The sequence below is a fragment of the Longispora sp. NPDC051575 genome (assembly GCF_040681875.1).
Lineage (GTDB): Bacteria > Actinomycetota > Actinomycetes > Mycobacteriales > Micromonosporaceae > Longispora.
The window spans coordinates 422,484-434,887 of record NZ_JBFAZP010000006.1; the positions used below are offsets into that span (position 1 = coordinate 422,484).

Annotated in this window: 11 protein-coding genes; 9 read left to right on the forward strand and 2 right to left on the reverse strand. The window is 73.9% G+C overall.

The features are described from left to right. The first annotated feature begins 50 nt into the window (after positions 1-50). Positions 51-4,331 carry a hypothetical protein gene (locus AB0M43_RS19475; protein WP_363726496.1) on the forward strand — a complete coding sequence of 1,427 codons (4,281 nt, stop codon included), beginning with the start codon at positions 51-53 and terminating at the stop codon, positions 4,329-4,331. An 81-nt stretch (positions 4,332-4,412) separates the two neighbouring features. Next, a complete protein-coding gene (locus tag AB0M43_RS19480; RefSeq protein WP_363726498.1) occupies positions 4,413-4,763 on the forward strand; it encodes a VOC family protein in 351 nt (116 codons plus the stop codon). A gap of 117 nt (positions 4,764-4,880) precedes the next feature. On the opposite strand, the gene AB0M43_RS19485 is transcribed toward AB0M43_RS19480, so the two are convergent. Beyond that, the gene (locus tag AB0M43_RS19485) at positions 4,881-6,005 is read right to left on the reverse strand and encodes an acyltransferase (RefSeq protein ID WP_363726500.1); all 1,125 of its coding nucleotides are present in this window, start codon (positions 6,003-6,005) and stop codon (positions 4,881-4,883) included. Between the two features lie 47 nt (positions 6,006-6,052). Here AB0M43_RS19485 and AB0M43_RS19490 point away from each other — a divergent pair, with 47 nt between their 5' ends. The 7 genes from AB0M43_RS19490 (at position 6,053) to AB0M43_RS19520 (ending at position 11,383) form a co-directional block, all read left to right on the forward strand. Next, the gene (locus AB0M43_RS19490; RefSeq protein ID WP_363726502.1) at positions 6,053-6,793 is read left to right on the forward strand and encodes a CPBP family intramembrane glutamic endopeptidase; all 741 of its coding nucleotides are present in this window, start codon (positions 6,053-6,055) and stop codon (positions 6,791-6,793) included. 61 nt (positions 6,794-6,854) lie between these two features. Beyond that, positions 6,855-7,487 carry a DUF4178 domain-containing protein gene (locus AB0M43_RS19495; protein WP_363726504.1) on the forward strand — a complete coding sequence of 211 codons (633 nt, stop codon included), beginning with the start codon at positions 6,855-6,857 and terminating at the stop codon, positions 7,485-7,487. Continuing rightward, positions 7,484-7,966 carry a DUF2617 family protein gene (locus AB0M43_RS19500; protein WP_363726506.1) on the forward strand — a complete coding sequence of 161 codons (483 nt, stop codon included), beginning with the start codon at positions 7,484-7,486 and terminating at the stop codon, positions 7,964-7,966. The genes AB0M43_RS19495 and AB0M43_RS19500 overlap by 4 nt, the downstream gene beginning before the upstream one ends. Next, positions 7,963-8,385, forward strand: a complete 423-nt coding sequence (locus tag AB0M43_RS19505) for a DUF4247 domain-containing protein (protein ID WP_363726508.1) — start codon at positions 7,963-7,965, stop codon at positions 8,383-8,385. The genes AB0M43_RS19500 and AB0M43_RS19505 overlap by 4 nt, the downstream gene beginning before the upstream one ends. A gap of 12 nt (positions 8,386-8,397) precedes the next feature. Then, positions 8,398-8,811: a DUF350 domain-containing protein gene (locus tag AB0M43_RS19510; RefSeq protein WP_363726510.1), complete on the forward strand. Its 414-nt coding sequence runs from the start codon at positions 8,398-8,400 to the stop codon at positions 8,809-8,811. A gap of 2 nt (positions 8,812-8,813) precedes the next feature. Continuing rightward, entirely contained in the window at positions 8,814-9,812 is a 999-nt protein-coding gene (locus AB0M43_RS19515; RefSeq protein ID WP_363726512.1) for a hypothetical protein, read from the forward strand. Beyond that, the gene (locus tag AB0M43_RS19520; RefSeq protein ID WP_363726514.1) at positions 9,809-11,383 is read left to right on the forward strand and encodes a polyamine aminopropyltransferase; all 1,575 of its coding nucleotides are present in this window, start codon (positions 9,809-9,811) and stop codon (positions 11,381-11,383) included. Before AB0M43_RS19515 ends, AB0M43_RS19520 begins: the two co-directional genes overlap by 4 nt. A gap of 145 nt (positions 11,384-11,528) precedes the next feature. Here AB0M43_RS19520 and AB0M43_RS19525 read toward each other — a convergent pair whose 3' ends face one another. Next, the gene (locus AB0M43_RS19525) at positions 11,529-12,290 is read right to left on the reverse strand and encodes a hypothetical protein (protein WP_363726516.1); all 762 of its coding nucleotides are present in this window, start codon (positions 12,288-12,290) and stop codon (positions 11,529-11,531) included. Positions 12,291-12,404: the final 114 nt, after the last annotated feature.

Genomic DNA, 12,404 nt, shown 5'->3' on the forward strand with positions numbered 1-12,404 from the left:
CGGCCGTGTCGGCGGCCGGCTCCGGGCGGCCCGCCCCGGAGAATGGGGCGGTGACGACAGCAGCCCGGACCGGTGCCGCGCCCACCCCTGGGCACGGCGCGGGGCCGGACGCCGGGCGGCGGCACGTGGTGGTCGTCGGGGCGGGTGCCGTCGCCGAGGTGGGTGACGCGCTCGGCCGGCCCGGCGAGGGCTGCCGGGTGCTGTACGTCAGCCCGCTGCCCACGCTGGCCGCCGACGTCGTGCGGGACCTGCGTGTGTCATCGACGCGGTTCGGCGACGGGGACGCGGACGCGGACGGGACCGTAGGCGGGATCGGGCGTAGCGGCGGGATCTGCGGCGGAAGTCACGGCCGGGGAGGCCCGGGTGCGGGCGGAGCAGATGCGGGCGGAGCGGGGTACACGGTCGGGGTGCGGAACGGGGACACGCCCACCGCCGAGCGCCGGGCCTTCGAGCGCACCCGACCGGACATCCTGGCCACCACCCCCGAATCGCTGTACCTGCTGCTCACCGCCCGGGCCCGCGCCGGCCTGCGCGACGTGCGGACCGTGGTCGTGGCGGGGCTCGACCTGCTGCACGGCACCCGGCGCGGCGCGCACCTCGCCCTGTCCCTGGAACGGCTCGACGCACTGCTGCGGGTACCGGCGCGGCGGGTGGGCCTGGCCGCGTACCCGCTGAAAGGCCTGTCGGGTCTTCTCGGCGGCACCGGGCCGACCGCCGTCGAGGCCGTCCCGGTCACGCGGACCGGGTCGCGTCCACCCGGCCGGGCGCGCACCGCTGCCGACGCCACGGTGGGGACCGATGTGGTGGTCGAGACGCCGCCCGTGGACGTCACGCGGCGGGTCCGGGAGCTGGTCGGGCCGCACGGGACGGCTGTGGTGTTCGTGCCGGGCCGGGAGAACGCCGAACAGCTCGCGTCGCGGCTGGACTCCGCCCGGGCGCACCACAGTGGAATGGCGTCCCGGCTGCGCGCGCGGGCGGTCGCGGACCTGCTCGGCGGACGGATCACCACCCTCGTCGCCACCTCCGCCGACGACCTCGGCCTCGGCCCGGGAGCGGTCGAACTCGTGGTCCAGTGCGGCACTCCCCCGCCCGCCGAGACGACCCGACGGTTCGGACTCGCGCCCCGGGCCGTCGTCCTGCCCCGGGATCCGGCCGACCTGCACGCGGCGACACGCCTCACCGGGCACCCGGCCCCCCGCGTTCCGGAGCCGCCGGGCACCGACCCGCTCGAAGCGCCCACGCAGGTCAGTGGGCCGCTCCGTGTGGCGACAGGGGGCCGCGATCCCGTGGGCACGACGACGCCCGGTACCGATCCGCTCGGTGTGGCGACGCTCGCCAGCGACTCACCGGGTGCGACAGCGCTGGTCAGTGGGCCACTCGGTGTGGCGGCACTGGCCGATGGGCCACTCGGCGCGCCCACGCCGGTCTGTGGGCCGCTCGGTGTGGCGGCATTGGCCGATGGACCACTCGACGCGCCCACGCAGGTCAGCGGCCCGCTCGATGTGTTGGCGCAGCAGTTCACCGCCATGGTCGCCATGGACGACTGGACCGTTCCCGACCTCGCCGCGCTGGTCCGCCGCGCCGCCCCGTTCGCGGGTCTGCCCACCTCGGCACTGCACGCGACACTCGACATGCTCGCCGGCCGGTTCCCCGCTGTGCCGCCACGCTTCGACTGGGATCGGGCGACCGGCGTCGTCACGGGCAGGGCCGGCGCGCAACGGCTCGCGGTGCAGGCCGGGCGCGACCGGGGAATGGTGCCGGTATTCGCCGGCACCGAACGGATCGGGGACCTCGGCGAGCCGGAGGCGGCCGGCTGCCGCGCGGGCGACGTCCTCCTTATCGGGTCGACCCGTTGGCAGATCACAGACCCCACCACTGATCGGGTACTCGTCACCCCGGCCCACGCTCCGGAACCCCCCGTCGAGACCTGTGACGCCGAACCCGGCGGTCACGGAGTCCAGCAGCCCTTCCCGGGTGCCGGATCAGGGCCAGGTGCGGATGGTGGCGCTGCTCACGGGATCGGCCCGCCGGGACCCGAGGACGGTCACCTGCGGCCTGGACGGGGCGGCGGGGCCGGGCTCGCTGTTCTCGGGCGGGGCGCGGTCGCCGTTCTCGACGCCTACCTGGCCGGACGGAAGTGCGCGGGGCTACTGCCGGACGACCGGACCGTCGTCGTGGAACGGTGCCGGGACGAGCGTGGCGACTGGTCGGTGACCGTCCACAGTGTTCACGGCACGCGGGTCCACGCGGCATGGGCCGAGGCGTTGGGGGTGCGGCTCCGGGGGCGGCACGGGCTGGACACGCCGGTCGCGTACTCGGACACGACCCTCACGTTCCGGATCCCCGACATGGTCGACGCGACTCCGTGCGGCGAGCTGGTGGTGTTCGACGCCGGGGAGGTGGGGTCCCTGGTCGTGGGCGCGATCGGCGGGTCGGAACTGTTCGCGGAGGCGTTCCGTGCGGGCGCGGCGCGGGCATTGCTGCTGCCCCGCGCCGATCCGGGTCGGCGCGAGTCCCGGCGGCGCCAGCGGGAACGATCGGACGAACTGCTGGCCGCTGTCGGGGACGGCGGGGACTTTCCGATCGCACTGGAGGCGGCCCGGGGGTTGCTGGCGGAGGTCCTCGACGTCCGTGGGCTCGCCGCGCTGATGGGCGGGATCGCGGACGGGCGGGTGGTCGTGCGGGAGGTGGAGACCTTCACGGCGGCGGGCGCAGAGGGGGTAGGGAACGTCCCGGTCGCGATGGTGGAGGACGGAGTGGAGACCGCCGGAGTTGCCGTGACGGAGGAGTTGGCCGGCCAAGCTCCGGCTCCGGCTCCGGCTCCGGCTCCGGCTCCGGCTCCGGCTCCGGCTCCGGCTAGGAGTGTGCGCCCTGCGGTGACCCTGGACCACCATCTGCTGGCGGCGCTTTCGGGTTGGCCGGTTCCGGGGCCCGCGCCGTCAACGGAGACCGCTCGGGAGACGTTCGGGGCGGTGTCGGGGCGGGCGTTCGCGGCGTTCCTGCCCGGTTGGCAGGGGGTCGGGTCTGGTGGCGTCGGGGTCACGGGGCTGGTGGACGCGGTGGAGCGGCTCCAGGGGTGCGCCGTACCCGTCGGGGAACTGGAGGAGTTGGTTCTGCCCGCACGGGTCGCCGACTTCACCCCCGGGCTCCTCGACGAGGCGTGCCGCTCCGGGGAACTGCTGTGGGCGGGCCACGGCCCCGGACACGTAGCCCTGTACCTGGCCCGGGACGCCGGCCTCCTTCTCCCTCCACCGGCCACTGTGGATATGTCACCGACGCACGAGGCAATCCTGGCCGCATTGGACGAGCGGGCGCTGTTCTTCCCCGCCCTGGTGGCCGCAGTCGCGTCGCGGACCGGACACCCATCGCCCGGCCCTTCGCCCGCTGGCCCGCCACCCCGCGGGGCCGCCGACTCTCCACCGCGCGAGGCCGCCGGATCGCCACCGCGCGAGGCCGCAGACTCTCCACCGCGCGAGGCCGCCGGATCGCCACCGCGCGGGGCTGCCGGACCCCCGCCGCACGAGTCCGCCGCCGGACCGCCGTCCGGGTCCACCGACGGTCCGCCGCCACCTGTGTCCGACGTCGCCGACCGGGTGCTCCGCGCTCTCCGGGAACTCGTCTGGGCCGGGTACGTCAGCAACGACACCCTCGCCCCGGTGCGGCCGGCGACCCCGGGCGCCCGGCCCGCCAGGGGCACTCCGCAGGGCGCCACGGGCCGGTGGTTCAGACTGCCCGCACTCGACGCCGACGCGGGCCGGCGGGCCGCCGCCCACGCGGACCAGCTACTGAGGCGGTACGGCGTCGCCGCGGCGGACGACAGCGAGCATCGGGACTGTCGGGACCGGGACGGTGGCCAGGTGGTGCATCCGGATGCGCGGGTGCCGTTGCGGTCGGCACCGGTGGGACACGCGGTGCTGCTCGCCGCGACCGATCCCGCCAACCCTTTTGGCGCGGCCCTCCCCTGGCCCGATCACCCGGCCGGCGAGACCAGCCCGGATCACGCCGACCACTCGGGGCGCCACAACCCGGCGGCGCACCGTGGCCGCCCGGAGAGCCCGAACCACCCAGGTCGCGTGAGTCACCCGGGCGGCCCGGAGAGCCCGAGCGGCCCAGGGCACCCAGGGCACCAGAGGCACCCGGGGCGGCACGGCGGGGCCGTGGTCGTGGTGGTCGGGGGGCGGCTCGTGTTGTATGCCGGGGCGGAGGTGCTGTGGTTCACGGACGACCCCGGTACCCGGGGGCGTGCCGCGCGGCTGGTGCGGGGCACCTCGTCCCGGGCGGGGCTGCTCGGACCGCCGGAAATCGGGTCGGGCGCCCCCGTACCCGGATAAAGATCTTTCGGGTTTCGGGATCGGGTCCCGTCGACTACGGTGTAACCGGTAATCACTGAACACTGGTGTCGGAGGAATACGATGATCAAGCTCGGATCGGTCGCGCTGGACTGTCCCGACCCGGCGGCGCTGGCCGGGTTCTACGCGGAGCTGCTGGACCGGAAGGTCACCTACACCAGCGACGACTGGGTGACCGTCGGCGGCGACGGGGTGGACCTGAGCTTCCAGCGGGTCGCCGACTACCGGGCCCCGCGCTGGCCGGACCCGGAGGCGCCGCAGCAGTCGCACCTCGACCTCACGGTCGCCGACCTGGACGCGGGCGAGGCGAAGGCGCTGGCCCTGGGCGCGCGGCCGCTGGACACCCGGAAGGACCGGGGCTGGCGGGTCTACGCCGACCCGGTGGGGCACCCGTTCTGCCTGTGCAAGGAGTAGCACCGGGACCGCGCCGGCGGCGGCACCCGGGCACACCCGACCGGCCGCTGGCCGCCAGCACCCGGCAGGCCAGCCGCCGGCACGCGGCCAGGACCGGCCGGCCGGAGCGGAATCCCGCTAGGAGGACTCCACCCGCACCGGCTCCTGCGCGGGAGCCGGCCGGCGCACCCAGCGCCGCCCGAACACCAGGATCACCGGCAACGTGCACACCAGCGGCCCGAGGATCGCGAGCGGCCGGGCCAGCCACCACAGCGCGTCCGGTGGCACCCGGTCGTCGAGCTGCTGGCCGAAGATCCAGCCGATGAACCGGGAGATGGCCATCCCGGTGGTGTGGAACAGGAACAGCGGCAGGGCGAACCGGCTCATCACCTCGGTGAACCACCGCCAGCGCCGGCGTTCGAGGAGGACCTCCATCCTCGGCCGGGCGACCTCCACGACGCCCATCTGGAAGAGCAGCAGCGCGACGATCACGAAGGTGGGCGGCGCCATGTTCGACCACTTGTCGCCGGGTACGCCGACCATGGAGCCCGGGTACAGCCCGGAGAACACCATGCCGACGAGGCCGAACAGCCCGATCCACAGCAGCGACCAGTCGACCTTGCGCGGGGCGTCGACGACCTTGCGGTAGAAGAAGCCGGCCTGGTGGGCCAGCCCCCACACGATGACCAGGTTGGCCCAGCCGGCCCATTCGAAGTGGTACCGGAACCGCAGGATGTCCATGCACATCGCGAGCCCGCCGAGCCAGACGAGGACCAGCACCCCGAACCGGCGGTGCAGCCAGAGCGCGACGGGCAGCAGGGCGATCAGCATCAGGTACACGGCCAGGAACCACAGCGGGCTGACCACCAGCTTGACGGCCTGCATGATCCATTTCAGGCCGTAGGCGCCCTCCAGTGCCGCGCCGAGCGCCACCCAGGTGAGCAGCAGTGCGAGGGCCGGGATGGCGAGCTGCTTGACCCGCTTCCACACGAACCCGCCCAGACCGTCGCCGCGCGCCTTGGCCCGGAGCCAGGACTTCAGGTGGACATAGCCCCCGATATAAAAGAAAAGGGGCATGACCTGGAGCAGCCAGGTGAAGATCCACAGGCCGGTGGTGAAGCGCAGCGGGCTCGTGGCGTGCGGGCCGTCGACCCGCCAGCGGATGATCGTGAACGCCCAGTGCCAGACAACGACGACGATCAGGCTGAAGCCACGGAGGAAATCGACGTAACGGTTACGTTCCGCTGGGGTGTCCGTCGCCACTGATACCTCTCTTTCGCCTGGCCACCCGGGTAGGGTTGCCCCTCAGTATGGACCTTTTGGTACGCGTAGAGGCGCCCCTCACATCCCCGCCCCGCCCCCGGCTGCGCGCCGCGCTGGCGGGAAGCGTCCTGCTGCTCGCCGGCACCGCCGTCATGGTCAGCCTCACCCTCCCCGCGTGGGCGTACCCGTTGTGGAACACCGGCATGGCCCTGGTCCTGCTGGCGGGCGCCCTGGCCGTGGGTCTGACCCCGGCCCGGCTGGGCATCACCGTCTCCCGGCGGACCCTGCTGGTCGCCGGGATCGGCGTCCTGCTGGTCGCGACGGTCTACGCGGTCGGCCTCGCCCTCCCGCAGACCCGGGCCGCGTTCCACGACAACCGGGCGGCCGGCCTGGGCCTCGGCGGGCTCGCCTGGGCGATGCTGGTCCGGGTCCCGTTCGGCACCGTGCTGATCGAGGAGCTGGCGTTCCGGGGTGTCCTGCCGGCCCTGATGGGCGCGGACGGCCAGACGTGGCGCTGGCAGCCGGTGCTGGGCGCGAGCGCCCTGTTCGGGTTGTGGCATTTCTTCCCGGCGCTGCACCTGGCCCAGCACAACCAGGCCGTGCACGACCTGCTGGGCTCGTCCGGCGCGATCGTCGCCCCGGTGGTGGCGATGCTGGCCGCGATGGGCGCCGGCGTGTTCCTGTCCGCCTGGCGACACATGGGCCGGGGCCTGCTCGCCCCCTTCCTGTTCCATACCGCGACAAATGCCGGCGGGTACCTGCTGGCCTGGATTCTGCTGCCTTCATAGAGGTGGCTTCCTCCTGGTAGGTTGTCGTGCCACAACACTCACAGATTCGGCTGGAGACCCGGTGAACCCCCAGGTCATCGCAGTACTGCTCGCTGTCGTCGCGCTGCTACTGATCGTCGTGGTCGTGGTGGTGCTGGCAGCCCGTCGGGCCGCGCGCAGGCACCAGGCGGCCGACGCCGCGACGCTCGCCCGGGCGGCGACCGTGGACCCGCTGGCGGACCTCGGGGTGGACGCCGAGCTCGGCGACCCGCGCCGGCTGGGCCCGGGCGACACGATCGAGATCCGTGGCCACGCGTACGCGGTGCGCGGCTCCCTGCACATCAGCGAGGGTTCCTGGTCGTGGAAGGAACACCTGCTCGGCGACGCCGAGACCAGTGACCTGTGGCTGTCCGTCGAGGAGGACCCCGACCTGATCGTGGTGCTGTGGACCGACGTCAAGGGCGCGACCGTCACGCCCGGTCCGGCCACGGTGGACCTCGACGGCCGGCGCTACGCCTCCGACGAGTCGGGCACCGCGCGGTACACGGCGACGGGCACCACCGGGCTCGACCCGGCCGGCACGCTCGCCTACCACGACTACAAGGCCGGCGACGCCCGCCTGTCCTTCGAACGGTACGGCGACTCCGGCACGTGGGAGGTCGCCCGGGGCGAGAAGCTGCACCGGCACGAGCTGCGGGTGTTCCCCCGGTCATGATCACGACGATTCCGGTGCCCTACGTGGACACCAACGCCGCCGCGCTGTCCTTCACCCTCGGCGGCCCGCTGCTGCCCGCGCTCGACACCCTGTTCGTGGAGACGGTCGACGCCCGGCTGGAACTGCGCCTGCTCGGCGCTTCCCACCAGGCGATCCTCGACACCCCGGCCGGCCGGCTGATCGAGACCGTCGCCTGCCTGCCCGACCGGTCCGAGCCCCTGCCGGACGAGTGGGTGGAGGCCGGCTACACCTTCCGGTCCGAGATCCGGGTCCTCGACCCGTGGCGGCTGCGGCACCTGCGCACCAAGCTCGGCTCGACCCGCAGCGCCCTGGTGGGCATGTTCCCCGGCTCCCCGGACGCGCTGACCGCCCTGTTCGCCACCGCCACCCCCGACGGCATCACGTGGCGTACCTGGCACTCCTACCCCCAGACCGGCGAGCTCGCCGTGACGTCGACGACCGTGAAGGTGCCCCGATGAGGAAGTGGTACGTGTTCGGCGGCATCGCCGCTGTCCTCGCCCTCGTGCTCGGCGGGATCGCCGTGTTCGGCAGCGCCACCTCCCCCCGGGGGTACGTGTCCCGGTCGTTCACCCGCTCGGCGGTCGACGACGTGGACGGCGCCCAGGCGTACCGGTCGACGAAGGCCCCCGCCGCCGTGGCCGCGATGATCCGGGGCGGCTGGAAGCCCGCCGAGGAGTTCGCCGACGCCAGCGGGTACTACCTGCGCTACTCCGACGACGTGGTCGCCGTGTTCCCCCGCGGCTCGGGCAGCCTGATCCGGGTCGAGGACTCCGACCGGGCCTACCGCCGCTACCACTCCCACGTCGGCGGCTACTGGGGTTTCACCACGGGTCAGGGCGAGGCCGGCCGCGGTGGCGGACCGGGCAGCGGCAAATGAAGGGACTTCCCCATGCTCACTGACATCCTGGCGACGCTCGCGTACAGCGGCGTCGGCATCGCTCTGATGGCCGTCGGCTACGTGCTGGTGGACATCGCGACCCCCGGCAAGCTCCGGGACCTGATCTGGGTCGACCGGAACCGCAACGCGGCCCTGCTGCTGGCCTCGGGCCTGGTCGGCGTCGGCATGATCGTCGTCGTGGCCATCGTGAACAGCAACGACGACTTCGCCAAGGGCATCGTCGACACCGGCCTGTACGGCCTGCTCGGCCTCGTCGTGATGGCCGTGTCCTTCGTCCTGCTGGACCTGGCCACCCCGGGCAAGCTCGGCGAACTGCTGTGCGACCCGGAGCCGCACCCGGCCGTGTGGGTCTCCGTCGCGGCGCACCTCACCTCGGGGGCGATCATCGCCGCCGCGATCTCCTAGCCATGGCGGCGAACCCCACAGCCGCCGCGAAAGCGGCGAACACGCGGAACTTCAGGACACTGCTCTCGGGCGGCGCCGGGGCCCTCGTCCTCGGGTTCGTGGCCTTCCTCGTGCTGGTGCCCAGCTCCGGCCCCGAGGGGACCACGTACGTCGAGCAGGGCGCGCAGTTCGACACGGCGGGCGCCGAGGCCCTGGTCACCGAACTGGCGAAGGCGCACCAGGCCCAGGGCGTCTGCTACGGCTACGAGCTGTCGTTCAACACCCTGAAGAAGCAGGTCGGCTCCAACCTCGGCGTCGACAAGCCGGTCCGGGACCCGAAGGCGTGCCCCAAGTGGGTGCTGCTGTCCGTGGACGTCGACTGGACCTCGGAGTCCAGCGAGTCCGAGGACTCCGGCTACTACTCGCTCACCGGCAGCGCCGGGCTGTCCCTGCCGACCCGCACGGAGCTCGAACAGGCCGGCCTGACCAACACCGCCATCATCGACGCGCCGGCCGAGGCGACGGCCGCCGCCGTGCTCGGGCTGCCGCTGCTGATGACGACGCACGGCCAGGCGGCGGTGCCCGAGGGGCCGGCCTCCACCGAGAGTCCCGAGCCGCTCACCAGGGCCGGTTCGGACTTCCTCCGGGAGAACTCCGGCCTGCTCGTCGCGGCCGTCGCCCTGCTCGGCGCCGCTCTCGGCATCGGGCTCTACGGCCTGTTCGGGTACACGCTGCCGGAGCGCCGCCGACGGGCCGCCGAGTCCGCCCGGATGGCCGACAAGCTCGCCCGGGCGCTCGCGAAGCGCACCGCGGACGACGCCCGGGCCGCCGGGCGGCAACCCCGCGGGCCCTCCGGCCCCCGCGTCGGCGACAGCGGCCCACGGCCCGGCGTCCACCCCGCACCGGGCACGGGACCGGCACCCGACGGCACCGCGCCCGGCACCGCCCCGGCCCCCGACCCGGGCGGCACCCCGCCCGGCCCCACGCCGACCGACCCCGCAGGGAACCAGCCCACCCCGTGAAACGCCTCTCCCGGGCCTTCGTGCTCTCCACGGTCTTCGTCGTGGCCGCCTGCGGGCTGGTCTACGAGCTGGCCCTGGTCGCGCTCGGCTCGTACCTGATCGGGGACACCGTCGGGCAGACGTCCGTCGTACTCGCCGTGATGGTGTTCGCGATGGGCGTCGGCGCGTTCGCCGTGAAGCCGCTGCTGGGCCGGCCCGCGGCCACCTTCGCGGCCGTGGAGCTGATCCTCGCGCTGTGCGGCGGGCTGAGCGTCCTCGGGCTGTACGCGGCGTTCGCGTGGCTGGACCTGTACACCCCGGCGCTGATCGTGGTGGCGTTCCTGCTCGGGCTCCTGATCGGCGCGGAGATCCCGCTGCTCATGGTGCTGTTGCAGCGGATCCGCAAACAGGACGCGGGCGAGGCGGTGTCCGACCTGTTCGCCGCCGACTACGTGGGCGCGCTGCTCGGCGGGCTGGCGTTCCCGTTCCTGCTGCTGCCGTTCTTCGGCCTGATCCAGGGCGCGCTGGTCGTGGGCGCGCTCAACGCCGTGTGCGGCCTGACCCTGGTCCTCGGCCTGTTCCGCAAAGAGCTGGGTGGTCGGTCCCGCGCCGCGCTCACCGCCGGGTGCGTCGTCGTCTTCACGATCCTCGCCTTCGGGTACGTGGTGAGCGACGACTTCGAGACCACGGCCCGCCAGCAGCTGTACAAGGATCCGATCGTGCACGCCGAGCGCACCCGGTACCAGGACATCGTCGTCACCCGGTCGGTCGCGCTGACCGGGGCGGCGGACGTCCGGCTCTACCTCAACGGCGACCTGCAGTTCGCGTCCGTCGACGAGTACCGCTACCACGAGGCCCTCGTGCACCCCGTCCTCGCCGGCCCGCGCGGCCGGGTGCTGATCCTCGGCGGCGGCGACGGCCTGGCCCTGCGCGAGGTGCTCCGCTACCCGGATGTCCGCTCGGCGACCCTGGTCGAACTGGACCCCGCCATGATCACGCTGGCCCGGACGAACCCGCTGCTCAAGGACCTCAACCACGACGCGTTCGCCGACCCCCGGGTCACGGTCGTCAACACCGACGCGTTCACGTGGCTGCGCGACGGCGCGCGCGGCGGCGGTTCCCCGACCCCCGAACAGGCCGGGACCACCGACCGGTACGACGCGGTGATCGTCGACCTGCCCGACCCGGACAGCCCCGCCACCGCGAAGCTCTACTCGGTCGAGTTCTACGGCCTGATCCGGCACGCGCTGGCCCCCGGCGGCCGGGCGGTCGTCCAGGCCGGCTCCCCGTACTTCGCGCCGCGAGGCTTCTGGACCATCGACGCCTCGGTCCGCGAGGCCGGCCTGGCAACCACCCCGTACCACGCGGACGTGCCCTCCTTCGGCGACTGGGGCTACCTGCTGTCCGCCGCCGACGCGGCCCCGGTGCCGACGCTCGCGCCCGACGCGCCGCCGCGCCGGTACCTGGACGCGGCCACCCTGGCGGCGGCCACGACGTTCCCGGCGGACCGGCGGCGGCTCGACATGCCCCCGTCCACCCTGACCCACCCCCGGATCGTGGATGTCGTCAGCGGCGAATGGAAGAACTACTGAGGCCGTTTGGACCCGCTGAGGGCGGCGCTGGACTGCGCGAATGGCCCGGACGCAGGGCGCTGCCCTAGCATCCGGGCCATTCGCTTGCCAGCACCGCCCTCAGCGGGCCACTTCGCCTTAGATCAAGAGCTTTAGATCAAGGGCGTTAGACGCGGCCCAGGTCCCGGGCTTCGGCCAGGCCCTGGGCGTGGCCGCGGAGCATGTCCACGGCCTCGCTGAGCCGCAGGTTCGTGGTCGGGCTGTGCGGGCCGGTCCGGCTGTCCTCCGCCACGTACTCGGCGGCGGCGGCGACCAGCCGCTCGTAGGCCGTGACGCCCTCGTCCAGCTGGGCCACGAGGGAGGCGCGGGCCGCGTCGAGCGAGCCGTGCGTGTCCACGGGCGCGAACTGCCGGGCCTTGTCGACCCCGGCGGTGCGGCCCGCCACGTCCCACAGCAGCGCCTCGGCGGACGCGGCCTCGGCGGCGATCGACTCCACCGGGCCCCGGAGCCGGCCGGTCAGGCCCGTCATCGTCGCCGACGCGCGGTCCAGGCGGGCCGCGGCGGTGGCGGCGGCGGTGCCCCGGAGCTGGGCCTTGCTGCGCTGGCGGCGGAGCTGGTCGATGGCGGCCTTGCCGGTGGGGTGCCGCGACAGCATGGCGACGACCTTGCTCAGCGGGTCGCCGCCGGGCAGCGCGGCCGGCGGTTCCTGGGCGGCGAGCGCCTTCAGGTCCGACCAGCGCCACGCGGCCAGGGCGATCGAACCGCCGGCCGAGGCGGCCCAGAACACGTCGGGGAGGCCGATCCCGTGGTACGGCAGCAGGACGGCCGTCGCGGCCCCCAGCGTGGCTCCGATGACGCTCCACCGACGCGCGGCGCGGCGCAACCGGCGGAGCCGACGGAAATACTTGGCACGCGGGTCGCCGGTCATGCCAGCAAGCGTACCGCCGCCCGCGGAGCGCCGTGTGTGCCCGCTTGCCCGATCCGGCCGCGTACCCGGAAAGTGGGTCAGAGCTTTCGGGGCGCCCACAAGATGCGGGCGCCC